This is a genomic window from Ktedonobacteraceae bacterium, from assembly GCA_035653615.1.
Classification (GTDB): domain Bacteria; phylum Chloroflexota; class Ktedonobacteria; order Ktedonobacterales; family Ktedonobacteraceae; genus DASRBN01.
Genome location: DASRBN010000002.1, coordinates 23,900 through 49,949, shown reverse-complemented (window position 1 = coordinate 49,949; position 26,050 = coordinate 23,900). Strand labels below are relative to the sequence as shown.

Below are 26,050 nucleotides of genomic sequence, written 5' to 3'. Positions count from 1 at the left end.
CCCCGGAACAATCTCAAGGTATAAACGCTCGCAGCCAGCGGCCTAAGCGAGCAAGCATAGTTCCCTGGTCAATTTCTGCCAGCTCTTCCTCCTCGGTCAGGAATGAGGTGTGGCGCAATCCCCACAACAACAATCCAACCGAAGTGGCATAAGCCGGGCGACTGATCGAATCGGCAAGCCCGTGCAATCCCAATGGCGTGCCGATTCGCGCCGGCAGGTCCAGAATCTGGCCCGCTACGTCCAGGATGCCGGGTAGTTCCGCCGTTCCACCGGTCACGACCAGTCCTGCCGGCAGTAGCCCGTCATAGCCGGACTTCTTGATCTCCTCATGCACCATCTCGAACAACTCTTCTACCCGCGCCGCGATGATCTCGGCGAGCAGCTTGCGCGGTACCAGGTCGTTACAATCAGGCATATACTGCGAGAGGTCGATCATATCATCATCGGCGATGGTCGAGGGGTCGCAGTGACCATAGGTTACCTTGAGTTCCTCGGCGACGCCGAAAGGCAGGCGCAGTCCAATGGCGATATCGCTGGTGATCAGGTTCCCGCCGATTGGCAGCACCACCGTCTGCCAGATAGCTCCATCGGTGAAAACCGCGACATCGGTCGTACCACCGCCGATATCGACCAGCGCGACACCGAGATCGGTTTCGCCGTCCCCCAGCACTGCCTCGCTGGAAGCCAGCGGCTCCAAAACAAGGTCCTCGATCTCTACCCGCGCCTTATGCACGCACTTAATTAAATTGTGAATAGATGACACCGCGCCCGTAATGATGTGCGTCTCCACTTCCAGGCGGAAACCGGACATGCCAATAGGGTTCTTGATGCCCTCCTGACCATCTACAACATAGCCGCGAGGAATCACATGAATAACCTCGCGATTCGCGGGAATGGGAATTGCGCGCGCGACCTCGATAGCGCGGCTAATGTCGTTATGCACGATGTCGCGATGACTTGGCGAGATGGCGACAAAGCCCTTGCTATTTTCAGACTCGATATGGCTGCCGGCTATTCCCACGTAAGCAGTGGTAATAGTTTTCCCTGAAAGGCGTTCTGCACGATCCAGCGCCGCTGCAATGGAAGTGACCGTTTCTTCGATGTTCACTACCACCCCACGGCGCAAACCCTGTGAAGGGCAGGTGCCAACGCCAACAATATTCAGCTTCCCGTCGCGGTCCAACTCGCCAACGAGGACACAGATTTTTGTTGTTCCTACGTCGATACCGACGATCACCCGCTCTTGCACGATACACGCTCCATTTGTTGCCGCTTGGGCGGTTATATGAGACGCACTACGGTTTTATGTTGTAGCCTGACGTGGGCCCGGGCGAGCCGATTCGTTTGTTCAACCTCATGATTGGCCTCGTTCAGGCCCCGTATCAGGCTGCAATTCTACAATGAGTTCCCGCGCGGGAACAACTACGACGACGATTGTAATGTATAGACAGGGCGTAATCCAAAGCGCAGGTCAACAGTTGCCAGGCGTAGCTGTTGCTGTTGCGCCAGGTTCAGAATGTGCTGGAGTTCAATCAGCCGGTTATTTAATGGATTCGTATCATCCGCCCCGCCCAGATAGGCTAACCAGCCATTTGAACTCGCGACCACGAACGACCCATTTTCCCCCTCACCACCGCTCCCCGCCCCGTTGTAGCGCAGCGTGAAGTTGGAACCGCCTATCATTTGCGGCAATTGCGCGAATATTTGCGCCGCAAATGCGATATCCATCGCATTCAGCCGGGCGCCTGGATGTACCTGCTGAATCGCGGTTCCGGTTCGCATGTCTACAACGGTTGGTAAATGGGCTGCTCCCGCTGTTCCACTCGCGGGAGCGATGACCACCCCACTTTTATCTACACTGTATGTGCCCTGTTTTGTCTGCCAGAGCAATACAGGGATCCGCTCCACAACTGTTATCGTCAGGTGGTTGGGCAACTGCCTGGCGACATTGGTAGAAGCCACCACCGGCAATGCATCGATACGATTCGTCAGTGCCTGTGTATCGAGAAGAAAGATGTTCTGGTTCTGCTCGCCCATCTGCTGGATACTTTGCGCCAGCAAGTGATTTTGCGTCCCCTCGACATCAACCCGCTGTATTTGAAAGGTTGGACTGGTGAGCGCAAAACTGACGCCAAGTATACCCACAATAGCCAGACCCAGCATTCCCAATATGCGCTTCCACAAGCCTCCACGACGCGCCTGGTGCTGCCCGCTGCGCCTCGGAATGTGCGAGCCGGCTCGCATGCGCGGCAGTGGCTTCGCAACGCGCACGCGTCCGGTGGGAGCGGGTTCGCCTGTCATAGCCAGGCTGCGCCGCGCGAACCGCGTTCCAGTATATGATTCCGCCGTTGGACGATGCTGCCGCGCTCGCCTCTCGGCCCATGTCGGCGGCTGCATGATGTGGTCGGGATTCCTGACCACACGCCTGCGCGCATGTGTATCCGGCGACGATACCGTCGCTCTCCGGCCTCTATTTACCGGCCTGCTTGCCATGCCCTCGCCCGTTGGCTGGTGATAGCGATAGCGATGGGCGATCTGTTCCTTTGGCCGTTTATACTCAGTCATGATTTTCCCCATTCTCCGCGCAGCTCGACTTCCAGCTCCAGCTCTACTCCAAACAGTGCGCGCACCCGATTGCGAGCCTCGACTATCAGCGCGACCACATCGGCGGCGCTGGCTCCTCCTAGATTGACGATAAAGTTGGCATGGCGCTCAGAAATTTGCGCTTTGCCATGAACGCGGCCCTTTAAACCAGCCTGCTCAATCAGGCGACCCGCGAAATCACCCGGCGGGTTCTTGAAGACTGAGCCAGCGCTCTGCTGCGGCGGCTGCGTCATCTTACGATGTTGTTTGTATTGTTCTATGAGTACTTTCAGTTTCTCAGGATTGTCTCGATGCAGCCGCACAGCCACCTGCAAAATGATCTCGGCGGGTTCAATCAGTCCGGCAGGCGCCACAACGGGGTAGCCCTGCTCATCGAACTGGACGCGCCGCTCTGAGCGAAAACGACTATGCCGGTAGCTCAAGTCCAATTCATCACGCGTATAACGCCGCAGGTTGGGTACTGTAATCCCATCCTCTGACTCGGAGCCGCGCCGCGCATCCAGTACCTCTACCCATTCCAGTACCTCACCGATCTCGCTGTTGTGGGCCCCCGCGTTAGAGATAATGCCCCCACCAAGCGTGCCAGGTATCCCCGGCCCAAATTCCAGTCCGCCCCAACCAAGGTTGGCCAGCTCGTTCAGCAAACGCGGCCAGCTTACGCCCGCGCCCGCCCGCAGCAGCGCCGTTCCATTGCCATGGTCTTCGATCTCGTAGTTGTTCAGAGCAATGCGCCCGACAATGCCGCGCGCCCCCGCGTCGGCGTACAGCGTATTGGTGCCGTTCCCAACCAGCAACAGCGGCCAGCGATCCTGCATGCACAGGCGCACCAGGTCGATAACTTCCTTTGCCGTCTCGAGCGAAATCCAGATGTCCGCCGGACCGCCAACACCGAAGGTGCCATGACGCGACAGCGGCTCATTGCGCCGTATGCGTCCCTGGAAGTAGGGGCGCAGCTGCTCATAGGTTGTATCGATCTCGAACGTCATAAGGCCTCGTTCTCCTGGGACTGCCTATCCTGCAAGAGCATCTCGCTGGCGCGATAAATATCGCCAGCTCCCATGATAATGACCAGGTCGCCACTGCGCAGGATATGGCGTAGTGCCGTAGCGGTTTCCGGCACGTTGCCCGCGTAGATAACCGATTTTCCACCCCGGGCGTAACGTGGCGATTGCGCCATCGCCTCGACCAGGGCGCGTGTATGTATCAGGCCGGTATCGTGTTCGCGCCCCGGATAGATATCGGCGAGTACGACGACATCCGCGCTATCAAATGCCGTCAAAAACTGCTCGAAAAAGGTCTTCGTCCGGCTGTACATATGCGGCTGGTAGACCGCGACCAATCGCCGCGCGGGATAGCGCCGGCGCGCGGCCTCCAGGGTTGCCGCGATTGCCGTAGGATGATGCGCGTAGTCATCGACCAGCACAATATCCCGCGGCTCTCCATTGAGCGACAGCGGCCCCTGGTGGCGAATCTCAAAGCGCCGGCGGATACCGCCAAAATCTTCCAGCGTCCTCACGATGACCTTCGTATCCAGGTCGATAGCTCTCGCCGCAGCCAGTGCTGCCAGCGCGTTCTGGATGTTGTGCGCTCCCGGCAGTTGTAAATGAATAGCATGTATTTCATCAAATGAGCCATCCGCGGTCCGCACGCGGAAGCTTGTTTCTCCATCCAGCTTTAGATCATAGGCGATAAAGTCCGCTTTTCCCTCAATCGCGTATGTGATGATGCGCCCCGGCCAGCCCGCGACGCGCTCAAGCAGTTCCAGGCAGCCAGGACTGTCGCTGTTCACAACCAGCGTTGGCGGGAAAGGCCAGTCTCCCTGCATATCCATGCCGCGTACAAAATGCTCGAAAGCCGCCAGGTACTCTTCGTAGTTCGCGAAGAACTCCGGGTGCTCAAATTCAATTGAAGTCACGACGGCCAGGCGCGGGTGGTAGTGCCAGAAATTGTTATTGAACTCGTCGGCCTCGTTGACAAAGTACTGGCTCTTGCCCAAACGGTAGTTGGCGCCGAAACGCGGCACAACGGCTCCGATTTCACACCACGGATCAAGCCCCGCATCGACCAGCATCAGCGCCAGCAGAGCTGTGGTCGTGCCCTTGCCATGCACGCCGCTCACCGAGAGCAGGCACTTGCCCTCCAGCCACCTGCCCAGCATCTCCTGCCATGTCATCACAGGCATGCCGCTGGCTTTGGCCGCGACCAGTTCCGGGTTATCGGGATTCAGCGCGGCCACCGCCGGTACGTAGATCAAGGCGTCGGCTCCGGCCAGGTGCTCGGGGCTATGCCCAATCTGTACCGGCACACCGAGCCGTTCCAGCAAATGCGTCGTCGACGACTCCGACTGATCGCAACCCGTCACGGTTGCCCCGCCCAGCATTGCCATCTGAGCTACTGCCGAGATACCTGAGCCGCCAATGCCCATGAAATGCAAGCGCGCTTTATTCAGTTGTTCATACTTCGTCGATGCGCTCATTATTTTACTTTAGCAATCTTTACTATTTCCGCCGCGATCTCCTGCGTCGCCTGTGGCCTGGCAAAAGCTCGCGCCGCACTCGCCATTGATTCTAGAAGTGTAATAGATGTGATAGTATAATTTACACGCTCTACAAGTATTCCTGGTTTCAAATCGTTATCCTTAATCACCTCGGCTGCCTGCTTGCGAGCAAACATGGCCGCGTTTGCCTCTTGCGGCGAACTGCCAATAGCGGGCGGCAGCGGAACCAGGATGCTCGGCTTGCCTAATACCGCCAGTTCGCTCAAGGTGGATGCGCCGGAACGACACAACACCAGGTCTGCTGCCTGCAATGCCATTGGCATTTCGGCGCTGAGATAGGCGACCAGGCGATAGCGCTTCCTGGTCGCTTCATCCACATTCGCCAGCATTCCTTCAGACCATGCCTGCGTCTCGTTGTATAACTCCTTGCCGCTGATCTGTAAGACCTGGCAGCAGGCCAGCAATTCCGGCAATGCCTGGCATACGACCTGGTTCAGGTGCCTTGCTCCCTGGCTGCCCCCGGTAACGAGCAGCAAAGGCGCATCCTTCGCGAATCCTAGTCCGGCCCGTGCCTCCTGCGGCGTTACCTGGCGCGCATCCAGCATTGCCTGGCGTATCGGGTTGCCCAGCTGTACGCTTTTGCGGGCCGGAAAATAGGCCAGCGAATCGGCAAATGCAACCGAGATGCGTGTCGCCAGCGGCGCTACCAGGCGATTCGACAGGTTGGGCGGCACATCCTGCTGGTGCATCAGCAGCGGTACGCCGTTCAGGCGGGCGGCCAGCCCTGCGGGAACCGCTACATACCCTCCGCTGGTAAACGCTACCTGTGGCCGGAATGCCCGCACGATGTTGATCGCCTGTACCATGCCCAGCGGCACGCGCAACACGCCTGTCACAGTCTCAGGCGAGATGTAGCGCCGCAATTTGCCGGCCCGCACCGTGGCTAAGCGAAATCCTGCCGCAGGCACCAGTTCTGTCTCCAATCCGTCATCGCTGCCGAGAAACAGTATCTCGGCATCATACTCCGTCCGTAACTGCGTCGCTACCGCCAGAGCCGGGTAAATGTGCCCGCCGGTACCTCCGCCTGATACAAGCACTCGCATTACAAATCCTTTAAGCCGGTGTTACATATTGCTTCCCCGCGCGCCTTTTGCGAAACGTGAGCGTCTGGCGTGAAAGCACCGGGTCCTCCGGTTCGCGTATGTAGCGCGAGATATTCAGCAGCACGCCGATGGCCGCCAGCGAAACGACCAGCGATGAGCCACCGAAACTGATAAACGGCAGCGGCACCCCCGTGTAGGGGATCGTGCCCGTATTCGCGCCGATATTGATCATCGCCTGCACGATTAGCCAGGTCGTGATACCAGTCGCCAGCAGCGAGCCGTAGATGTCCGGCGAGCGCCTCGCCAGGCGGAACCCGCGAAATGCCAGCACCATGAACAGCACGACGATGACCGTACAGCCGATAAAGCCCAGTTCTTCTCCGATGATCGGAAAGATCGAATCGGTATAGGGAAAGGGCAGGTAGCCTGTCTTTTGACGGCTGGCTCCCAATCCCAGGCCGAACCATCCCCCCGAACCAAAGGCTAAAAGCGCCTGGTAGAGTTGCAGGTTGATGCCCGTAACATTCTGAAACGGATGCAAAAAACCTGTTATACGGTAATAACGATAACCGTTGAAAGCTTCCCTCAAAAAAATCAATCCACCGCAGGCCATCGCCAGCAAAAACTGGATGATATTGGCGCCCGCCGTAAAGAACATGGCCGTCGCGAAGGCGGCAATGATGATGGCGGTGCCCAGATCGTTTTCCAGCAAGACCAGCCCCAGCACGATGCCGACCAGGATAATGAAAGGCGCCAGGCCATACAGAAACGAGCTGACCTGGTTTCCTTTCCGCGCCAGCCAATCGGCGATGTACAACGCCAGCACCAGCTTGGTCAATTCGCTCGGCTGGAAGGTGAAGAAAGAACCGAGCGCCAGCCAGCGCGAAGCACCATACGCCGTGATGCCGAATTTCAGCACGATCACCAGCAACGGCAGGATGATCACCATTCCTATCAGCGAGATGCGCCGCCAGAACCGGTAGTCCACGCGCATCGTTATAAGCATGGCCACGACTCCCAGCACCAGCCATATCAGTTCGCGCTGGAAGTAGTAAGATGCATCTCCCTGCTGGCTTGCAGCGATATACGAGCTTGCGCTGTACACCATCACAACGCCAATACACAGCAGCGCCAGTACGCTAATCAGCAACCACGAATCAATCTTTCCCGCAACTCGCGGCAGCTGCATTTCCAGCGCGTCAAGTTTTCTCTGTTCCTCCTCGCTGATCAGCGGGCCGTTGCTCTTAGCATCCTGATTCTCTGCTCGCGAAGGGGTAGTGGGCCGGTATCCCCAGCGCGGTTCGCTCCAATGAGCGTCCGCGTTTTTGCTAACCACGCTCTCCACCGCGGATGAAGCGAACTGTGCCCGGATGGATGATAAACGCTCGCCCAACCCGGCGCGCCTGCCCGGTAGGCGTTTGCGCGGCAGCGCAATAGCGGGGCGTGACAGGCTCTCTTCGGCGGCAAAGCGTACATTCCGCCGCGTGCCGCCGCTTTGCGCGGGTCTCCGCCTCGACTCAGCGAGCAGGCTTTCCTTTCTTCGTTCCACAGACTCCAATGCTGGTGAACGCATGTCATAGGGGCGTACCCTCGTGGCCGCCTGCCGCGTACCCCTCTTGCCTGCTGCACTCGCCCGGCGTTCCTCTCCCCGCTCAGCCTGCCTCTTATTCAATTGTCCTCTGCCGGTTTGACGAGTCATTTTCTTACGAGTTCTCCAATGGCAATTCATCCGTCAAAGTCTTGACATAGAACAAAATTTCTATTATACTTGCTTCCAGATGATGGCTTGCACCTGAAAAAATAACGGCAGATCGAGTTTATGACTCACTTTCGGGCCGCTCTTGCATGATATCCAGAGCCTGTTCAACGTCGAGAATGTCTCCAGGTTCCTGCACCATGTGCGAACGTATTTGCCCTAAATCCACAACCTCGATGCCCTGGGAGTGCAGCAACGCGCTCCACGGATCATACTGTAAGGGCATACCTTGTGCTGGTTCAACCCGCGCGCTACAGGGCTCGCCCGCCAGGCTCTCTTCTTCATCTTGTTGATATTGCATATTTATACCCTCATAAGAATTGCCTCAACAAACAAGTTTTTTCCGTATATGATCTGCCACCTCTAACGGCGGAAAGGGGTAAAGAGATAAGCACGCCCCTGAAAGGAGCTGCCGAATCTGTACCCCGCTTATTTTAGCGCGTCCGGCGGGACGGAATAATACTCCATCAACTGCTGCGCGATGATACCCCAGAGGGGTGCCGCCGCCGTACTGCCGTAGATTGCCTTTTGCGGCCTGTCCAGCTTGACTAAGATGACGAAGCGCGGGTTCGTTGCAGGAATAAATCCTGCCAGCGAAGCCTCGGTCTGGTCAGCCGAGATACCCTGCGTTGTCGCCGTGCCCGTCTTGGCCGCGATAGTATAGCCGGGAACCTGCGCAGGCTGGGCGAAACCGTATAAAGCCGAATCTTCCAGCATGCCCGTCAAGGTCTGGGCCGTTTTTTCGCTAATCACGCGCCGTTCTACCTGTGGCTGCGTCGCAACAATATGACCATTGTTATTGATCGATGCCACCAGGTATGGGCGCATCATCACGCCTCCATTCGCGATTGCTTCATAGGCCATTGCCATTTGCAAAGGCGTTGCCAGGATACTCTGTCCGAACGCCTGGCGGGTCAGATCGCTTTCCGTCCAGTTCGGGTCGCCGGGCTTGCGATAATAGCCCGTGGCCTCCGGTCCATCGATACCCGTCGCCTGCCCGAAGCCGAAGCGTGCCAGGTACGGATAATACCGCGATGGCCCAAGGATGTTGTGCGCGACATAGGCCGCGCCTACATTGGCCGAGTGTTCCAGCACCTGGGTCATTGTCTCGGTGCCATAAGCCAGATATTCCCAGTTGCAGACTGTGGGCGTCCCGTCGCTGAAGGACAGGCATCCCTGGTCATCCAGGGTCGTATCCGGCGTAATCAGCCCCTGGTCGAGCGCGGCAGCCATCGTAACAGCCTTCATCGTAGAGCCAGGCTCGTAGGCGCAATACAGAACCGGATTGAAGTAGACCTGTTCGCTATTCAGGCAACCCACCTGGTTCGCGTATTTGCCATAGTTGTTAGGATCGAAGGTTCCTACCCCGGCCATGGCGACGACCGCGCCCGTGCGCGCATCGATGACGACGACGCTGCCGCTTTCCGCCTGCAATTTTTGCACGGCATTTGCCAGCGCGTTCTGTACCATGTACTCGACTGCGCTATCGATAGTGAGCGTGATATTTGCCCCGCTCACCGGCGGTTGCTCATTATCGGCCCCTACCACCAGCGGATTGCCTTGCAGGTCGGTTTCGGCGGTGAAGCTGCCCGGCTTTCCAGCCAGCAGCGAGTTGTACTGGCCCTCGATACCATACACACCCACATTATCGCCGTCGTTCTGTGTGACATAGCCCAGAATCTGGGCGGCCAGCTCTCCTGCCGGATAGATGCGCCAGGTACGCGGCTGCAGGAACACATCCGGTAGTTGCAGCGCTCGCAATTGCTGGCTTTGCTGCGGGTCAATGCGTACCGCGATTCTCACTGTAGGCAAATCACTGCTGAACGCCTGTTGCAGCTTCTGCATGGAAACATTCGGCAACACCTGGTGCAGTGAGTTGATCAAGGCCTCCAGGTCGCTCTGCGTGTTATCGGGATGGTCTATCGAGAATTGAATCGGCTCGACGTACACATCGTCACGCACGACATTCGTTGCCAGGATACGGCCCTGGCTGTCAAAGATGAGGCCGCGCGGCGCGTTTAGTATTTGATTTTGAGTGTGCTCCTCGTTGGCAAGCTCCGCCAGGTTGTATCCGCTATGTGATTCGAGTATCTGCCAGTAAAAGAGCCTGCCTAAAAGTATCAACATGCCAACACAGACCAGTAAGAAAATGAGCATTTGTCGATTTCGCGCCCGGCGCATTTCAGCACTCATTATTTTCCCCTGTGTGTTATGGTTGTAAATTCTGGTCGTCGCGCGGAATCGTTCTCAGGTGCTTTATCACCAGAATCTGTATTGTCTTCGGATCGGCTGGAGCCAGGCCCATCGCTTTAGCGTGCGTGATAATGTAGGCCGGTGATTCTTCCTGAGCGATGGTGTTGATCAGGTCCTGGTTCTCTCGTTGCAGTGTGGCCTGTTGCTGGTGCAAATTTTGAATTTGCTGATTGTCGTTGACAGCCTGCCCCAATTGAGAAAGGTAAAGGATAGCCATCAGGCCAATCAGAAGGACGCTACAGACGCTCAGGGTGCCGGGACCAATACGATAGAAAAATGGATGCAGGTGACGCCGCCGTTTCGCGGCCAGAATTGGCCCTGCCGGGATACTCTGTACAGGCTTGCCAGGCGTGGAAGAGCTGGCGGGTTGAGCCTGCCCTCCATGCAATTCTTTTCGGTCTCTAAGGCGATCCATTTTCTGCGTTCCCTGCGACACCTCGTGCCGGTACTTGTATGCCTGATACCGCTTGGGGGCTTTACCTTCCCCAAAGTGGAGTCATTGCAATCACATGCCGGCGCTCTACGAGATGAGCATCTGCACTTACAAAAGACGCACTACGAGCCAATAATAGCTTCAGCGGCCCGCAGTTTGGCGCTGCGAGCGCGGGGGTTAGCCACAATCTCCTGTTGAGTTGGGGTCAAGGGCTTCGTTGTCAGAATGCGCAAACGCGCCTTGTGCCCGCACATACAGACAGGCAGGTCGGGTGGGCAAATACAATCTTTTGCCTCGCGCCGCATAAACTCTTTGACCCGCCGGTCCTCTAACGAATGAAAAGAGATCACTACCATTCTTCCTCCAACCTTTCCACCACTTTCTCTATCCTCCCTCCCCACACTTAACACATCCAGTATTTGAGGGAGCGCCTTTTCCAGGTTCTCCAGTTCTGAATTGACGGCGATGCGCAGCGCCTGAAACACTCGCGTAGCCGGGTGAATCATCCCCGGCTTATACGGGGCGCCGATCAACACCAGCCTGGCGAGTTGCGCCGTCGTGGTAATCGGCCCTTTTGCCCGCTCGCGTGTAATGCGCCAGGCAATCGGACGCGCCCGTGTTTCTTCGCCGTAGCGCCAGAAGATATCGGCCAGTTCCTGCTCGCTGGCATTGTTGACGATGTCAGCGGCGGTCAATTCCTGTGACTGGTCCAGCCGCATGTCCAGCGGGCCATTCGCGCTGAAAGAAAATCCGCGTGCCGGATCATCCATCTGGTACGATGAGAACCCCAGGTCGAGTAAGACGCCTTTTGGCGATACAAAACCGGCCTCGCGCGCAAAACGGGCCAGTTCAGCGTAATTCCCATGCACCAGCACCAATCGCCCATTGTTCACCTGCTCGGAAAGTCGATCCTCTACCCTTGCCAGGGCTCTGGCATCTTTGTCGATACCCAGGACTCTTCCGTCCGGCGCAGTCAGCTTCAGAATTGCTTCGGTATGGCCTCCTCCTCCTAACGTACAATCGATAAAATCTGTACCGGGTGTGGGTGAGAGCAGTTGCAGCACCTCTTCCAGCATGACCGGTACATGACCGAGTTTTTGTGTTTCCATAAGTGTAGTATATGATCTTAAAAGGGGATGGTATTCCCCTCGGCGTCGAGTCGTTCCTGATACTGCTGCCAGGTGGCGCGATCCCAGATTTCGAAATGATCGCGCACACCGGCAACGGTCACCTCACTGTCCAACTTTGCGTAGGCGCGTAATCTGGCCGGAATAACGAGCCGCCCCTGCCCATCCAGTTCTATCTCGCTTGCGCTGGGATAAATGCGCCGTTCGAAGTCGCGCAGTTCATCACTTGATTTGCCCGCGACGAGTTCCGCCGATTTTTCCTCCCAGCGCTGCATGGTATAGACCGATAAGCAGGTTCCCATTCCTTTACTAATGACCGCACCGCGATCCAGCTGCCCGCGAAACCTCGCGGGGACCGCCATGCGCCCTTTTGAGTCAATGGTATGCTCGTATTCGCCCAGAAACATGTTTCTTTTCAATCCCAATCGAGAAATCGACCATTGAGCCTCAGGCCCGGCGGTCGCCCGAATTTCCATCCCCTCAACAGGTTCAGGAAAGGGTCTGGCGGCTCCGCTGCCCTATGGGAGCAGTAGAACTGCCAAACCCGCAAAGATCAAGTGCAGATGCACCAGAGTTCGCCCGACCAGCGTTCCCCTGGGAAGTCTTCCAGCATGTTCTCCCTCATGCCGGAAGACTTCACCGTATTCTCCCACTCGCTGGTCGAACTCACCATTTTCAGTTCAAATTCACCACAGCCCCCCACTTCTCCCCACCACATTATAGCATTACATTGTAAGTCTGGTGAAGGGTCTTATCCACCAAATTTAGAGCAAACAAGTGGAAAACTTGTGGATAACTACAGCAAACCCTCTAAATGACAATACATGCGGCCTGTTTTACTGCTTGCTTGATGTGACAAATTGGCCCGCTTCAACGTTCTACTAGTACAAGAACTTAAGCTGCTCGCTCTCAGATGAAGTATCGTGGAGAAACGCGGGCCGTTCTTGATATTGAGATATTTGGGGGAAACAGTTAGAAACGCCTCCGGGTGGTGTATTTAGGGTGGGGGGGAAGAAAGGCAGGCTGTGGGAAGAGTAAGCTATGAGCCAGTGTTTGCGTTGTAGCAAGCCTTGCGCGACAACCAGTGTATTTTGTGATGAATGCCGCTCTTTGCTGCATTATCAATTGCCGCAGGGTCCTGCTTCACCGGATATGCAACAACCGCAGGAACCCCTCGCGGTAGCTTCCTCATTCTCTGAACGTCCCACATTAGAGACGAAGGGCCAGGATGCCGGTGAGCCTGTAACCGGTCCCCAGCCGATTGTACGCGATCCACAGACCCCCCCGCCTCCCACGCTCTCCAGCTATGCTAATGTTGCCGAACAGACGCTCTCAAGGTTGAACGAAGCGGCGCGGCGCATCTCGCAGGCAAAACAGGGCAGGAGCGAACATAAAGGTCGTCAATATCCCCATGCTTCGCGCCTGGCGCCGATCAGGGACATTTCCGCCGATATCCAACGCGCGAGTACACCTTTGCCGAAAGTCTCAATGCCCGCCGAAAACACCCCGGCTTCCGGTAATCCTTCCTCCGATGGCGCGCTACCCATATCAGGTGAGGGTAAGCCGGATGATATTGCAAATCAGGCGACTGTATCAACCCCAGGCCTGGCTGCCAAAGATGTTGAATTGCCCGACCTCTGGCCCTGGCTGGATACCGAGCTGGAAGACAAAGAGGTTGATAACTGGGCAAACCAGACCGACCCATTATTGTCCCGTCATTTTCCCGATAGCAGCGAATCGGCGCGTATAGAGGAAGAGGATATGCGGCGCGCAGCTGCCGAGGGCATATCCACTGCACCTTTTCCTTCGTACCGTCGTTCCCACCGCTCGCCTCGCCTGCGTACCGCGTTTATCGCCCTGGCAGTTTTAGCAATTCTGGCAATGATAGCCGATGGCATTCTGCTTTCTTTCGCGTTTAATCACTCGCATCAGGCCAGCAATGGGCCTGGCGGCCCACCGGCTTTGACGCTTTCTTCCAATCAGGCCAGTATCGGCACCACTCTGCAGTTGGTCATCAGTCACTTCACGCCGTCAACGACTGTCTATTTGACGCATGATATAGATGAAACCGTACAGACGGCCAACGATACCAAGTATCTTCCAATCGACGCGCGGGGGAATGCCAGGACGGCGATTGTTATCGATAATACCTGGGGGCCGGGTTTTCATTTACTTTTCGCCGAGGATGTCCAGACTCGCTATACTGCCAGCGCGCAATTGCAGATCGTAGGTCAGGGGCAATCACGTCCTCCACGCCTCGTTCTCCCGGCAGCAACCATCAATCTGGGCACCGATTATCAAGGCGCCAATACCATTCAAAATATCACGCTCACGAATGGTGGCGATGGGGCAATCAACTGGACGGCGAGCAGCAATTCATCCTGGCTGCAGGTCTCTCCATCTCAGGGCATGTTCAGCAAGAGCCAGACGATTGTGATCGCCGCCCAGCGTTCAGGTCTGAAGCCAGGAAGCTATACCGGAAAGCTCACCTTTTCTTCAAACGTTGGACCGGCTCAGGGTATAGTCATACAAATGGATGTGCGCCCGCTCTCCGCAAAAGCAGGCCCGGTGCTATCCCTGTCGCCCGCCGTGCTTTCGTTTACGGCCACCGATGGAAATACTCAAATACTTAGCCAGGCGTTAACAATCAGCGATCCGGGGTCTCAGACGCTAAACTGGTCGCTCACTGTGAATGATTCTACAGATCAGTCCAGCCAGGATGCGTTTTTACATATGCTCGGCTCGAATGTACATTGGCTGACAACGAGTCTGTCCTCCGGTGTCATTGCAGCTGGCTCATCTGAGACAATTGAGGTGAGTGTCCAGAGTGCTATGCTGCTCCCCGGTACTTACCTTGGTACGCTGAACTTCAATGCGAAAGGCGCGATCGATGGCCCACAGTCGGTAAGCGTCTCCTTGACGGTGCAGCCGCATTGTGGGCTGGTTGTCAGCCCCGGGGGTCTAACTTTTACCTCTGTGCAGGGGCAGGGTAATCCCAGTAATCAGACCTTGAACCTCTCACTGACGAACAGCTGTGACGGTTCAATCGTCACCTGGCATGCAGTTCCATCGGTGGGCTGGCTATCGGCAACGCCCTCAAGCGGCCAGTTAAAAGGGGCGATGAATACGGCGACTTCCGTCGCTGTGAATATCAATGGGCTTGCTCCGGGAAGATATAACGGTGCGCTTACTTTTGCTGCCGGGCAAAGTACGCTGACGGTGGCAGTTCAGCTGACGGTCCAGCCAGCGCCGCCACCGGCTGAACCCATCATGAGCGCCTCGCCGCTGAATCTCAATTTTAGCAATATACAGGGCCAACCAAACCCGTCGGGCCAGGTGGTAACCATTACCAACAACGGAACCGGCCCGCTCTACTGGAAAACAACGGTCAATCAATTTTCATCAAGCTGGCTTGGCGCAGCGCCGACAGGGGGCGTTATTCAAGCGAAGCAGACGGGACAGGTAACCGTTAATGTAGATACATCTACGCTCTCGCCCGGCACCTACGTTGGACAGGTAGTTCTTGAAGGAACGGACAAAAGTGGGCATGTGGCTAGCGGCAGCCCGCAAAATGTTACCGTCAATCTCGTGGTCCAGCCGCCCTGTGTCCTGACGCAGCCCTCGTCCAGCTCATTGACTTTCAGCTATACAGAGGGGGGAACGGCTCCCACACCGCAAAATGTAACGTTTACGGGGACGGGTAGCTGTGCCTGGCCCTTGAATTGGACGACAGCGCTTAACCCTCCGTCTTCAACCTGGTTGACGCTTACCCCGGCCAGTGGATCAATTAAAACCGGCGGAGAAGTTGCGACCATACAGGTGAGCGTGAATACGACCGGCCTGCTGCCGGGAACGTATAGCGCGCAGGTCGCTATCAACGCTACCGATAATTCCGGCGCGCCTGCCCAGGGAAGCCCGCAGACGTTCACCGTGACCCTGACAGTGGTACTGCCCTGTACTTTCCAGTCGCCGCCATCCCCGCTGCTCTTCACAGCGCTTGAGGGGCAGCCTGCTTCACCGGCGTCCCAGACTTTCACGATTGCTGAAACAGGGGGATGTAGTTATCCTGTCTCCTGGACGGCAGTTGGAGATCCCAACAGCACCACGTGGTTGAGTTTTACGCCCATTTCAGGCAGTGATGGCGGTACCGGAAGCCTCGTCACCGTCACCATCGCTTCGACAAATATGGCCCCTGGAACCTATACAGGGCAGATTACCGTCTCCGCGACCGATAACAATGGCGTCTCCGTACAGGGCGCTTATGTGGTCACGGTTCAGTTGACCATCACTGCCAATATCAGCGGCACCATCTTTGCCTGCGCCGGACTCCCTCCTTCCTGTTCCAATCCCCAGCCATTAGCCGGCGCAACGGTCACGCTCATCAGCAACGGCAATGCAATTCAAACCGTGATTTCTGATCCTTCAGGCAATTATGTATTTACTCATGTTCCTCCTGGACTCTATATCATCACTATCAGTGGCATGCAGGGGGGGATGCAGTATAACGGCGTTTCATCGTCTCTTCAGCTCTCCGGCAATATCAGCGGGTTCAATATCGATGTCTTCTCTGGGTAAGAATACCCCTTGCAATAAATCTCAACATGTGTATTAATATAACAGCATGTATCATACTATTTTCCTGAATTGCAGTAAGCGAGTGAGACCTTTGAAATGTGCAACCTTTCCGATTGTGGAGAAGGATGCCGCCGCAAGACGGCCTCTTTTACTTGCCAGGCCATAGTTGGGTTGCATTCCTGGCGTCTTGATTATTACATCTCCTGGGAGGGGAAATGGAGACGAAACGCTGTCCAGGCTGTCATAAACTGTTGCGAGCCGATGCCCAGATTTGTGGTACCTGTGGGCACAACTTCGTCCAGGTTACTTATGTGAGGCGAAAGGCCAGAACTCACCCTCGCCCGACGCTACAATTGTCTGACTCATCCCAGCCACCGGCTTCTCCGCATGGCGCGGGACATTATTCCGGCCTGCACCCCGAAGATCAACCCTACCTATCCAGCTTCATGGTTGCTGTGCATCCCGAACCTGATGTTCCACAACCTTTGACCTTCCAGGAATCCGCGGAAAATGTATTGCCCGCGCGAGAGGAAGATGATCCCATTACTCCGCCAGGACTGCCTGCTCACTCTCAACAGCGCCAGGTGAAGAAAACAGTAAAACTGGTGGCTTCCCTGTCTCCTTCACCACTGCCAGAGACCCAACGCGGCTCACCTGTACCATCGTCCGCTCCGGCTCCCCGCGGCCCAGAGCAGCCGCAAAAAGTAGCAGCTCGCTATCAACAACCATCCGCGTATCGCCCGGCAGCGCGGCGGAAATCACAGTTCCGCTCGCATGCCATACCCGTGCTGTTAATAGCCGCCTGTATCCTCTTTTTATTGGCGACCAGTCTGCTTGCGTTTCTCCTGTTGAATGGGAAATCGCATGCTACCCGCCCCACAGTACTCGCGCCCGCGCGCCTGCAATTATCGACGGCTAACATTGATCTGGGCACAACCGAACCGGGGGGCGTGTATCACAAAACGATAGTGCTGACCAATAGCGGCGAACAATCGATCATATGGCAGGCGAGCAGCGATTCATCCTGGCTCAGCGTTACACCGGCCAGCGGAAAATTGACAGGCAATACCACTACATCACTTCCTATTACTGTCAATTGCGGTGTATTGCCAGCTGGAAACTATACCGGCCATATCGCGTTCGCCCAGCAGGGCAGCCATACACTGTTGACGGACCTGACGGTCACCATGGCAATCAAGGCATCTCCCGTCAATCTGGCCGTGTCGCTTGCCTCGTTATCTTTCTATGGCAGCGCCGCCCAGAATCCTGCCGGCCAGGCGCTGACTATTCAGAACAAAGGCACCGCTGCCCTCGCCTGGAGTTCAAGCGTAACCACGGCAAATAAAGGCTCCTGGCTCTCGATCAGCCCGGCGCGAGGAAGTTTGCAGGCAAATGCCAGCCAGGTCGTGACTGTAAGCGTTCAATCGCATGGCATGGCACCCGGAACGTACCAGGGAACGATTAATTTTAAGGGTGGGGCTAACCCACAGGTGATGGTAACGCTGGTTGTCGCTTCTCCCGGCAACCTGGGTGTCTCATCCTCTTCCCTGGCATTCTCCGCCGTGGCGGGCCAGCAGGCGGCGAGCCAGGGATTGGTGGTGCAGAACAGCGGCGGACAGCCTCTGAACTGGACGGCGGTTGCGGCCACAGCCAATGGCGGAAACTGGTTGAGTGTTACTCCTTCGCAGGGCTATCTCGTTGCGCATGTCGCGGCAAACATCACGGTAAATGCTAATGCGGCAGCCCTCAACTCCGGTACGTATCAGGGAACGCTGACCTTTAGCTATGCTGGCGGCCCATCGATGCAGGTAGCCGTTTCGTTCACCGTCAGTCCGCTCCCGGTTCCCGGCCTCAATGTCCGTCCCGGCACGCTGAATTTCAGCACCATTATGGGCACCAATCCAGCGCCGCAAAGCTTCTTAATTACGGATAGCGGGACAGCCCCGCTCGACTGGGCAATCTCAGAGGATGCGAATGGCACGAAGTATATTCCTCTTGCCTCGACGCATGCCACGCTGTATCCAGGGAAAAGTACCACCATTACCGTCCAGCCCAACGTATCACAGGCCGGAGCCGGAACGATTTCCGCCGTCCTCACGGTCTATGATAGCGATAAAGGCTCGCAAGTACCGAGCGCACAGATCGCTGTTACCATCACTATTCTCAACCAGGCGCAGATCAGTGTTTCCGTAAACAGTATGAGCTTCGACCAGAACAGCCAGATAACCCAATCTACCGAACTGCTCGTAATCACCAATACCGGCTCTGCCGTCCTCAACTGGGCGCTGGCGCAGTCCGGTCAATCACAGGCCTCCTGGCTCTCTGTAGATAACAGTTCAGGCTCACTAGGACCTTCCGAGGCGGCGCTGGTCAATGTAACGTGCAACAGCAGCCAGCTCTCTCCCGGCACCTATACGACCACACTCGAGGTCAGCGATACCGACTCCGGCTCACCCGTCCAGCCGCAATATATTACCGTGACACTGACCGTTTCGAGTTAAGTTGACGCTCTTGTACCCCTGTGCTACACTCCTATATATATAGGCAGAGGCTATGTACGTACCGATCATCATATTTAGAAGGCCTCTGTTAAGAACTCAACTAATATAGTGACTCGGAGGATGTAAGCGTGCCAACCATTACTTTTGTGCGTGAGAATATTCAGGTGGAAGTGCCCGAAGGCGATCACGTGCGCTACCCGGCGCTGGAGAACGATGTGCCTGTCTATTGCGGCCTGTGGAAATTCGCCAACTGCCACGGCAATGGCCTGTGTGGTACGGACCGCGTAGCCGTCTCTCCCGCGACCAATACCAATCCCCTCACCTTTATGGAGAAATTCTGGTTACGTAAGGACCTGAAGAAGAACCCCAACATGCGCCTCTCTTGCCAGGTCGAAGTCTACGGCGATGTGACCGTGGAAACGCAGTGTGGGAGTTAGCAAAAAACGCGCCGGGTCCATCCCCAGCTGGAGATGGGCCCGGCGCGTTTTTTGCTAACTCTTATCAGTCAGGCTCTACCACGAATAAGAGCGTCACCGCAAGCTCATTGTTCCAGTAAATTTCCACTTTCCCCTCGAGCGGTTGAGAGAATTGTATTTCGGCGTACCCGGTAGATTCTTGCGCTTTCGTAACGGGTTTGTCGAAAGAATTAAAGAAGGTGGAATTGGTGTACCACTTCAGGGTAACGGTACCGGGCGAGCGAGGATGCACGCTGTATGTCAGGTAAATAGCCTGGTTCACCTTGAATTGATTCGTGGGATTCAGGGCTACAACCGTATTGGAGACAAACGCCACTTTAGAGGCGGTCGTGGCCGAAGGAATGATATTGAACGCCGGGCCTTGTTGGAGCGTCATGGACGGGATGGGTAGCTCGGTGACGGGAGATGGCGGCATATTCTTCGCGCGCGCGTCACCTATGATGTAATGTACAAACGCAAGCTTACCCGTCACTTTGGCATAATAGCCCGCGCCCGCGCAGAGCAATCCAAACACAATCAACACGCTTAACAGGCCGCTGATGGCGCGGTAGCGCGGAATAATCGGGCGCGGTTTGGTATACATGGGTGGAATGTGTACCACCGGCTCGGTAGTGGGCGGCGCGGGAATAAGCGCGCCTCCATCGGCTCCCGTATGAATAGCTGGCAGTCCGGGAGGCATTGTCATCAACGACTGGGGAAACATCCCTGCCCGCTGTGGTTGATATGGTACAGGCAGCAACGAAGGTGACTCGTTTGCGTTTGTAGGAGACATGGAAGGAAATGCCTGGGGAGCCATAACCTGTGCCCAGAGCGAATTATCGTGCGTTTCTGCCCCCGACCCTGCTGGCGCGGCCATAATACCGCCTCTTATAGCGCTGCTTGCGAAGGGACTGGTATTTTCCATCCCGGGCATAAACTGAGCGCTGGAAACAGTCCCCGGCTCTCCAACCAGCGGAGAAGGCGCGTTGCAATGCGGGCATAATTCTTGATTGGAAGGTCTAAAATTATTGCATGACGGGCAGATCATAATGGTTGATCCTTTTTCTCTCCCATAAATGCTCTCCTCGTTTCAAAAGGAGGCTACCTTTTTGTATATTTCTCTGTCACATTAAAAACCACAGTAACATCCACGTATTCCCCGGTCAAGTATTCATCCAGGCCGTAGGGAAAATTGGCTATGCCTCGTTAAATATAAACGTGTTTCAAAACGTATCTGACGACTCGCATCAAAAGTATCTTGAACAAGATAATGCCTGCATGTTACCATTCAAACAGGAGATAGTTGTAGCGCACGCATGAGGAAATAGAGGCCGAGCGAGACGACATATGGCAGAAACTCAAGAACAATGGTACAATCGGCAGGCCATCGAACACCTGGCCCAGCATATACCGTTTGAAAGCGATACCGCGAGCAAAGCGGAACAAATAGAGATGTTGCGCGGGCTTGTCATTCGTCATGGCCGGGAAATGGACCCCGAACTCTTCGGCTTCGAGGCACGTAGCGAGCTGGTGCGCCTCGGATTATGGAGCCGCATCGGACCCGAAGGCTATAAACCCGATCCTTTCGCCGATGAAGACCCTTGAGGTCTATTTTGTGCTAGAATAAACAAGAGAAGGTTCCTCTGATTGCCGTTTAAGTCTTTCATAATAAGGGGGGCAATGATGCTCAAGGGTACACTGCTGTATCTGGCTCAGAACAATAGGGTACGCAACTTCGTCATTCATAATCGTGCCACTCGCAGCGTTTCGCGCCGGTTCGTGGCCGGTGAGGTGCTGGACGATGCCGTCGCGGCAACACGCGTGCTTAATCAACGCGGCATGCATGTTTCGCTCGACCACCTGGGAGAAAATGTCTCTGACGAGAAGGAAGCGATATCCGCCGCGCAGGATTACATTAATATTCTTGATTGCATCAAGCAGTCAGGTATCGATGCCAATATCTCCATCAAGCTCACCGCGCTTGGACTGGATGTTTCGCAGGAGTTATGCGAACGAAATGTGACGCGCATCCTCGAACACGCGCAACAGTTTCCTATTTTCGTGCGCATCGATATGGAGGGTTCGGCCTATACCGAGCGAACGGTGGATATTACGCTACGGATGCACAAGCGCTTTGAGCATGTAGGCACGGTCATACAGTCCTGCCTGTATCGCAGCAAGAAGGATATCGAGCAGCTAATCGCCCAGGGAGTGCGCGTGCGCCTGGTCAAGGGCGCCTACAAAGAGCCGAAATCCGTGGCATTCCAGAACAAGAGCGAGGTCGATCACAATTATGTCAGGCTAATGACCATGTTGCTCCAGCATGGCAATTACCCGGCCATTGCCACGCATGACGAGGCTATCATCAATGCGACCTGCAAGTTTGCGCGTGACAACGGCATCAGCAAGTCGGCCTTCGAGTTCCAGATGCTCTATGGCATCCGGCGCGACCTGCAAGAAAAGCTGGTTGCCCAGGGATACAATATGCGCATCTACGTTCCCTATGGCTCGCAGTGGTATCCCTACCTGATGCGGCGCATGGCGGAACGGCCCGCTAACCTGTTATTTGTGATGAGCAATATGATTCGGAAATAGAAGCATGACAGTTCTACCCTACAAGGGCATATCTCCCACCATCGAGGGCAACGTCTTCATTGCCCCGGGCGCGATGATCATTGGCAATGTCACCATTCGCGAAGGGGCCAGCATCTGGTACAATGCGGTCGTGCGAGGAGATAGCGCGCCCATCGTCATTGGACGCCGCACCAATATTCAGGATAACTGCGTGCTGCACGTCGATGAGGATGCGCCCCTGACGATTGGGGATGAGTGTACGATCGGTCACGGCGCTATCGTGCATGGCGCGACGATAGGTGACCATGTACTTGTTGGCATGAACGCCGTTGTCCTCTCGCACGCCCAGGTAGGCCCGCGCACGATCATCGGCGCGTGTGCCCTGGTTTCTGAGCGCAAGACGATACCAGAAGGCGTACTGGCGGTGGGAGTGCCCGCCAAAGTAGCGCGTAATCTCACTGTTGAGGAGAAGGATCAGATCCCCGCGAGCGCCGCCGGATATTGCGCGAGGGCAGTAGAGCATAAGAAAGCGATACAATCAGGCTGATCTTTAAACATCCTCTTTCAGATTCCGGCGCAGTTCTTTCACGAAGCCGAAAATGCCCTCTATCCAGGTCATTTCAGGCTCTTGTTTTTTTGCCTGCTCCTTTTGCTGGCGATGTAGATTGGCTCTGGCATCGGCACGTCGTTGCATCTCCTTGCGCTGCGCGTCGTATTGGGCGCGCCTGGCCGGGTTGCCGATGATTTCATAGGCCTGGTTCAGGCGTTTGATATGGATGTCGAGCGCGTGCCGGTTCAGGTCAGGATGATGCATACGCGCGAGGCGATGGTAGGAGCGTTTGATCTCTTCCATCGATGCAGTTGGGGGCACTTCAAGAATTTTATAGTAGTCCGGCATTATGCACCTGTGCTTCCAAATCCACCGCGGCCCTGGCCCATCTCGCTCACTTCGTTCCAGACGGCACGCGTAATCGGAACAAAAATACCTTGAGCGATGCGCTCGCCGCGTTTCACTGTGACCGCCTCTTCGCGGAAATTGAAGACCTGCGCCTTCAGCTCGTCTCCCTCACCGCAGTAATCCTGGTCGATGATGCCCACACCGTTCGGGATGAGCAGTCCCTTGCGACGTGGGGTGCTGCTTCGAAGGGCAAGCAGCAGCATATAACCCTCTGGAATGCGCACGATCACATTGCAAGGAACCAGTTCTATCGTGCGCGGCTCAATCTCCGTATCTTCGCGACAGAGCAGGTCAAAGCCGACCGATCCTGCCGTGGCATACGTTGGCAGGGGCAAACTGGTATCTATTCGTTTGATATTTACCAGCAGATGTTGCGCGGATGTTTCCATATCTGTTATTCTAAGGTAGAGTTGGGATGTCGTCAAGTGAAAACCCTTAAGGCGCCCAATCGTATCTACTGGTGGAACCATTTTTAGCATGATAGGTCGAGGGAGCAAACTTTTGCAGGGTATGAAGGAGCTGTCTCCAATGAACACACGTGTAAAGTTCGTCATTCTGGGCGTGCTTTTATGTGTGGCGTTGGGCGCTGCGATCTTTGCTGCTATCACCACCGTACAGGCAATTCAGCAGTTCAGGCAACAGCACCAGCTTACCACGTCAGGCGATGTCAGCACCATTCGCCCCTGGATGACGATTCATTATATCGCGCTGACCTATCATGTTCCCGAAAATTACCTTTACCAATCCTTACATATCACGAATCCTCAACAGGTTCGTCATGCGACCCTGCGTGTCCTGGCGGATCGGGCTAATCAACCTGTGGATGATGTCATCCACGAAGTCCAGAAGGCTATTCTGACGTATCGAAAGCAGAACCCACAGACCGGAATGCCCATACATACCGGCCAGTTGAACGGCGCGCCTCGTGCTCCTGGAAGGGAGAATCCATGAGCATATTTCTCCCCATCGTGCTGAACTGGCTGCTGGCCTATGGCTATCCCGTTATCTGGTTCGCGATTTTCATAGCTTCTGCCGGGTTTCCTATTCCCAGCGCCCTCGTCTTGCTCGCGGCAGGAGCATTCGCCCAGGCTGGCGATTTCAATATCTTTTTGCTGGCGGTGCTTGCCCTCAGCGCCTCGGTTTGCGGCGACAGTACGGGCTATTTTATTGGACGGCGCTGGGGTACGAAAGTTATTGACTGGCTAGAAACATCGAAGTGGAACCGCTTTATCTCGCCCAGAGCCATTGAACGAGGCCGCGCGCGCTTTAAGAAACAGGCTGCCTGGGCGGTCTTTCTCACACGCTTTCTCTTTCCGGCATTGGGAGGCGTTGTAAACCTGATCGCGGGCGCTGATCCCTATCCCTATCGTTATTTTCTACCGTGCGATATCTCAGGAGAGATCTTATCAGCAGTGATCCCACTTTCGCTCGGTTATGCTTTTGGTGCGAGCTGGGAAGCGGTAGGCGATGTATTAGGTTCATTTTCGATATTTGCGCTGGCTCTGCTCGCTGCTACATTTCTGACGCTGTACCTGATTAGAACGGCACGCCGTAGCAGAGTGGAGAAGCTCGACACAATGAAAGAGCCGGCTATCGTTCAGTTCAAGAAAACCGGAACAATGCCGCCGGATAATCCCGCACAAAGGTCAGGCGAATTGCCACTTTCGTGAGTCTAGAACGTATATAAATATAAGTAGATGAAAGTTTTGTCTCACCGGTTGAACCTGATAAATTGAGTGCTTTAGGGACTAGAAGAAAGGGAGCGTTTGCGTTATAATTGGAGTGGCGAAGGAATATTTTCCGCCTTCTCTGTGTTTCTATAGAATAGAAAGACAGTGCGTATCATTGACTTCCTCCCACTCGGTATTCGGGCTCATAGCTTAGTTCATAGAAAGGAATCGCTTTCCCTGAGTGCGACGGAAATTGCTGCTATCTTGCTGCTTAAGATGCTACTGTTCAAGGAGGGCGCAATATGATTGATATAGAGCGGGCCGCAACCGGAGCAACGCTTACCCTGGATGACACAAAACAAATGAGTACCGATCTGGACAAGCAATACGACGACATCGTCGACCGGTTGCTGACGAAAGATCTTGAATATACTGATGAAGATGTAGAGGATTCTGGCAAGGACGAAAACGAGCTGGAAGAGGACCTTACGAGTATGGGGCCAGCACCTCTTGAGTTGGAAGAAATGTCTGATATGCATGAAGACCTGACTCAATTACAAGGTTCACCCGTTCTGGATGCCTCCATTCTCGCTCTGCCGGCTATCGCAACCGGGGAGACCCACCACGCGCGTCGCTCAAACGTGCGCCGTCGTCGCTCCGAAGATGCCGATGAGAATGCAGACAATACCGCTGATGCCGGTGAGTCCGACGCGGTGATGACCTACCTGCGCGAAATTGGTCGCGTGCCTATGATTACGCATGAGCGTGAAATCGAACTCGCTCAGCGCATCGAGATGGGCGACCGCGAGGCGATGAAGCAGTTCATCCTGGCTAACCTGCGCCTGGTTGTGAGTATTGCCAAGCGCTACGTTGGCCGCGGCCTGACGCTGCTCGACCTGATCCAGGAAGGCAATATCGGCCTGATCCGTGCCGTACAGCGCTATGATTGGCGGCGTGGACATCGTTTCTCGACGCACGCCACCTGGTGGATTCGCCAGGCCATTAGCCGCGCCGTTGCCGATAAGGGTCGCACGATTCGCCTCCCCGTCTACGTCAATACGGCATTGAACCGTATTCGCCGCGAACGCCAGCGCCTGTTACAGGAACTGGGTCGCGAACCCACCGAAGAGGAACTGGCCGAGGCTACCGGGCTTGATCCCATTCGTATGATCGAGTTGCAGTCCGCTCCTGGCGCCCCTGTCTCCCTGGAATTGCCTGTCGGCGAAGACGAAGAGCAGGAACTCGGTGATGTGCTGGCCGATACCGAATCTGCCTCGCCAGAGGAGATCGCGACGACGCAGACGTTGAAGGATGAAGTACAGCGGGTTCTCGAATCGGTGCTCACTCCCCGCGAGCGATTGGTCTTGCAGTTGCGTTTTGGTCTTGGCAACAGCCAGGCCCACCCCCTCGAGCAGGTGGGACGCGAACTCGGCATCACTCGCGAACGCGTGCGCCAGATCGAAGCCGGGGCTTTAGCGAAGTTGCGCCAGCCGCCCGTGCTGGAACGGTTGAAGGGCTAATACTATAAAAAAATCGGGGGCAAC

Annotated in this window: 23 protein-coding genes; 9 read left to right on the top strand and 14 right to left on the bottom strand. The window is 55.6% G+C overall.

Annotation, left to right across the window (positions count from 1 at the left end; translation table 11 throughout):
* Positions 1 to 13: 13 nt before the first annotated feature.
* The 11 genes from ftsA to mraZ all read right to left on the bottom strand — a co-directional run bounded on the left by ftsA (position 14) and on the right by mraZ (position 12,249).
* Positions 14 to 1,249, bottom strand: coding sequence for a cell division protein FtsA (ftsA, locus tag VFA09_01280; GenBank protein HZU65882.1), 1,236 nt, complete (start codon positions 1,247 to 1,249; stop codon positions 14 to 16).
* A 173-nt stretch (positions 1,250 to 1,422) separates the two neighbouring features.
* A complete protein-coding gene (locus tag VFA09_01275) occupies positions 1,423 to 2,565 on the bottom strand; it encodes an FtsQ-type POTRA domain-containing protein (GenBank protein HZU65881.1) in 1,143 nt (380 codons plus the stop codon).
* Complete coding sequence (gene murB / locus VFA09_01270) at positions 2,562 to 3,590, bottom strand: UDP-N-acetylmuramate dehydrogenase (GenBank protein HZU65880.1); 1,029 nt, start codon at positions 3,588 to 3,590, stop codon at positions 2,562 to 2,564. The genes VFA09_01275 and murB overlap by 4 nt, the downstream gene beginning before the upstream one ends.
* Complete coding sequence (murC, locus tag VFA09_01265) at positions 3,587 to 5,080, bottom strand: UDP-N-acetylmuramate--L-alanine ligase (protein HZU65879.1); 1,494 nt, start codon at positions 5,078 to 5,080, stop codon at positions 3,587 to 3,589. Before murC ends, murB begins: the two co-directional genes overlap by 4 nt.
* Positions 5,080 to 6,204 (bottom strand): undecaprenyldiphospho-muramoylpentapeptide beta-N-acetylglucosaminyltransferase, encoded by a 1,125-nt coding sequence (murG, locus tag VFA09_01260; protein ID HZU65878.1) that lies wholly within the window; start codon positions 6,202 to 6,204, stop codon positions 5,080 to 5,082. The genes murC and murG overlap by 1 nt, the downstream gene beginning before the upstream one ends.
* A 10-nt stretch (positions 6,205 to 6,214) precedes the next feature.
* Complete coding sequence (gene ftsW, locus VFA09_01255; protein HZU65877.1) at positions 6,215 to 7,903, bottom strand: putative lipid II flippase FtsW; 1,689 nt, start codon at positions 7,901 to 7,903, stop codon at positions 6,215 to 6,217.
* A gap of 118 nt (positions 7,904 to 8,021) precedes the next feature.
* The gene (locus tag VFA09_01250) at positions 8,022 to 8,261 is read right to left on the bottom strand and encodes a hypothetical protein (GenBank protein HZU65876.1); all 240 of its coding nucleotides are present in this window, start codon (positions 8,259 to 8,261) and stop codon (positions 8,022 to 8,024) included.
* 128 nt (positions 8,262 to 8,389) lie between these two features.
* A complete protein-coding gene (locus tag VFA09_01245; protein ID HZU65875.1) occupies positions 8,390 to 10,153 on the bottom strand; it encodes a penicillin-binding protein 2 in 1,764 nt (587 codons plus the stop codon).
* Positions 10,154 to 10,169: 16 nt separating this feature from the next.
* Positions 10,170 to 10,628 carry a hypothetical protein gene (locus tag VFA09_01240; protein ID HZU65874.1) on the bottom strand — a complete coding sequence of 153 codons (459 nt, stop codon included), beginning with the start codon at positions 10,626 to 10,628 and terminating at the stop codon, positions 10,170 to 10,172.
* Positions 10,629 to 10,768: 140 nt separating this feature from the next.
* Positions 10,769 to 11,755, bottom strand: a complete 987-nt coding sequence (gene rsmH / locus VFA09_01235) for a 16S rRNA (cytosine(1402)-N(4))-methyltransferase RsmH (protein ID HZU65873.1) — start codon at positions 11,753 to 11,755, stop codon at positions 10,769 to 10,771.
* A 17-nt stretch (positions 11,756 to 11,772) separates the two neighbouring features.
* On the bottom strand, positions 11,773 to 12,249 hold the full coding sequence (mraZ, locus tag VFA09_01230; protein ID HZU65872.1) for a division/cell wall cluster transcriptional repressor MraZ: 477 nt from the start codon (positions 12,247 to 12,249) through the stop codon (positions 11,773 to 11,775).
* 565 nt (positions 12,250 to 12,814) lie between these two features.
* Between mraZ and VFA09_01225 the strand changes: the two genes are divergently transcribed.
* From VFA09_01225 to VFA09_01215, 3 genes are all read left to right on the top strand, one after another.
* Positions 12,815 to 16,348, top strand: coding sequence for a BACON domain-containing carbohydrate-binding protein (locus VFA09_01225; protein ID HZU65871.1), 3,534 nt, complete (start codon positions 12,815 to 12,817; stop codon positions 16,346 to 16,348).
* A gap of 215 nt (positions 16,349 to 16,563) precedes the next feature.
* Entirely contained in the window at positions 16,564 to 18,849 is a 2,286-nt protein-coding gene (locus tag VFA09_01220) for a choice-of-anchor D domain-containing protein (GenBank protein ID HZU65870.1), read from the top strand.
* A 128-nt stretch (positions 18,850 to 18,977) separates the two neighbouring features.
* Positions 18,978 to 19,286, top strand: a complete 309-nt coding sequence (locus VFA09_01215) for a hypothetical protein (protein HZU65869.1) — start codon at positions 18,978 to 18,980, stop codon at positions 19,284 to 19,286.
* Positions 19,287 to 19,350: 64 nt separating this feature from the next.
* Here the strand turns inward: VFA09_01215 and VFA09_01210 are convergent, their stop codons facing one another.
* Positions 19,351 to 20,181 carry a hypothetical protein gene (locus VFA09_01210; protein ID HZU65868.1) on the bottom strand — a complete coding sequence of 277 codons (831 nt, stop codon included), beginning with the start codon at positions 20,179 to 20,181 and terminating at the stop codon, positions 19,351 to 19,353.
* 470 nt (positions 20,182 to 20,651) lie between these two features.
* Between VFA09_01210 and VFA09_01205 the strand changes: the two genes are divergently transcribed.
* The 3 genes from VFA09_01205 to VFA09_01195 all read left to right on the top strand — a co-directional run bounded on the left by VFA09_01205 (position 20,652) and on the right by VFA09_01195 (position 22,425).
* Entirely contained in the window at positions 20,652 to 20,909 is a 258-nt protein-coding gene (locus VFA09_01205; protein ID HZU65867.1) for a hypothetical protein, read from the top strand.
* Between the two features lie 75 nt (positions 20,910 to 20,984).
* The gene (locus VFA09_01200) at positions 20,985 to 21,899 is read left to right on the top strand and encodes a proline dehydrogenase family protein (protein ID HZU65866.1); all 915 of its coding nucleotides are present in this window, start codon (positions 20,985 to 20,987) and stop codon (positions 21,897 to 21,899) included.
* Between the two features lie 4 nt (positions 21,900 to 21,903).
* Entirely contained in the window at positions 21,904 to 22,425 is a 522-nt protein-coding gene (locus VFA09_01195; protein HZU65865.1) for a gamma carbonic anhydrase family protein, read from the top strand.
* Positions 22,426 to 22,428: 3 nt separating this feature from the next.
* Here the strand turns inward: VFA09_01195 and VFA09_01190 are convergent, their stop codons facing one another.
* On the bottom strand, positions 22,429 to 22,776 hold the full coding sequence (locus VFA09_01190; GenBank protein HZU65864.1) for a DnaJ domain-containing protein: 348 nt from the start codon (positions 22,774 to 22,776) through the stop codon (positions 22,429 to 22,431).
* On the bottom strand, positions 22,776 to 23,261 hold the full coding sequence (gene dut, locus VFA09_01185; GenBank protein HZU65863.1) for a dUTP diphosphatase: 486 nt from the start codon (positions 23,259 to 23,261) through the stop codon (positions 22,776 to 22,778). Before dut ends, VFA09_01190 begins: the two co-directional genes overlap by 1 nt.
* A 103-nt stretch (positions 23,262 to 23,364) precedes the next feature.
* Between dut and VFA09_01180 the strand changes: the two genes are divergently transcribed.
* From VFA09_01180 to VFA09_01170, 3 genes are all read left to right on the top strand, one after another.
* Positions 23,365 to 23,787: a hypothetical protein gene (locus VFA09_01180; GenBank protein ID HZU65862.1), complete on the top strand. Its 423-nt coding sequence runs from the start codon at positions 23,365 to 23,367 to the stop codon at positions 23,785 to 23,787.
* Entirely contained in the window at positions 23,784 to 24,506 is a 723-nt protein-coding gene (locus VFA09_01175) for a DedA family protein (protein HZU65861.1), read from the top strand. The genes VFA09_01180 and VFA09_01175 overlap by 4 nt, the downstream gene beginning before the upstream one ends.
* A gap of 302 nt (positions 24,507 to 24,808) precedes the next feature.
* Complete coding sequence (locus tag VFA09_01170; protein ID HZU65860.1) at positions 24,809 to 26,026, top strand: sigma-70 family RNA polymerase sigma factor; 1,218 nt, start codon at positions 24,809 to 24,811, stop codon at positions 26,024 to 26,026.
* Positions 26,027 to 26,050: the final 24 nt, after the last annotated feature.

Bases quoted from the DNA above. Each gene is read 5' to 3' on its own strand.
- VFA09_01170 (HZU65860.1), top strand. From the start codon at position 24,809: ATGATTGATATAGAGCGGGCCGCAACCGGAGCAACGCTTACCCTGGAT.
- VFA09_01195 (HZU65865.1), top strand. From the start codon at position 21,904: ATGACAGTTCTACCCTACAAGGGCATATCTCCCACCATCGAGGGCAAC.
- murB (HZU65880.1), bottom strand. From the start codon at position 3,590: ATGACGTTCGAGATCGATACAACCTATGAGCAGCTGCGCCCCTACTTC.
- murC (HZU65879.1), bottom strand. From the start codon at position 5,080: ATGAGCGCATCGACGAAGTATGAACAACTGAATAAAGCGCGCTTGCAT.
- VFA09_01220 (HZU65870.1), top strand. From the start codon at position 16,564: ATGGAGACGAAACGCTGTCCAGGCTGTCATAAACTGTTGCGAGCCGAT.
- VFA09_01175 (HZU65861.1), top strand. From the start codon at position 23,784: ATGAGCATATTTCTCCCCATCGTGCTGAACTGGCTGCTGGCCTATGGC.
- murG (HZU65878.1), bottom strand. From the start codon at position 6,204: ATGCGAGTGCTTGTATCAGGCGGAGGTACCGGCGGGCACATTTACCCG.
- VFA09_01245 (HZU65875.1), bottom strand. From the start codon at position 10,153: ATGAGTGCTGAAATGCGCCGGGCGCGAAATCGACAAATGCTCATTTTC.
- ftsW (HZU65877.1), bottom strand. From the start codon at position 7,903: ATGACTCGTCAAACCGGCAGAGGACAATTGAATAAGAGGCAGGCTGAG.
- VFA09_01205 (HZU65867.1), top strand. From the start codon at position 20,652: ATGGCAGAAACTCAAGAACAATGGTACAATCGGCAGGCCATCGAACAC.
- VFA09_01200 (HZU65866.1), top strand. From the start codon at position 20,985: ATGATGCTCAAGGGTACACTGCTGTATCTGGCTCAGAACAATAGGGTA.
- VFA09_01275 (HZU65881.1), bottom strand. From the start codon at position 2,565: ATGACTGAGTATAAACGGCCAAAGGAACAGATCGCCCATCGCTATCGC.
- VFA09_01210 (HZU65868.1), bottom strand. From the start codon at position 20,181: ATGGCCGCGCCAGCAGGGTCGGGGGCAGAAACGCACGATAATTCGCTC.
- VFA09_01250 (HZU65876.1), bottom strand. From the start codon at position 8,261: ATGCAATATCAACAAGATGAAGAAGAGAGCCTGGCGGGCGAGCCCTGT.
- VFA09_01180 (HZU65862.1), top strand. From the start codon at position 23,365: ATGAACACACGTGTAAAGTTCGTCATTCTGGGCGTGCTTTTATGTGTG.
- mraZ (HZU65872.1), bottom strand. From the start codon at position 12,249: ATGGAAATTCGGGCGACCGCCGGGCCTGAGGCTCAATGGTCGATTTCT.
- VFA09_01240 (HZU65874.1), bottom strand. From the start codon at position 10,628: ATGGATCGCCTTAGAGACCGAAAAGAATTGCATGGAGGGCAGGCTCAA.
- VFA09_01225 (HZU65871.1), top strand. From the start codon at position 12,815: ATGAGCCAGTGTTTGCGTTGTAGCAAGCCTTGCGCGACAACCAGTGTA.
- rsmH (HZU65873.1), bottom strand. From the start codon at position 11,755: ATGGAAACACAAAAACTCGGTCATGTACCGGTCATGCTGGAAGAGGTG.
- VFA09_01190 (HZU65864.1), bottom strand. From the start codon at position 22,776: ATGCCGGACTACTATAAAATTCTTGAAGTGCCCCCAACTGCATCGATG.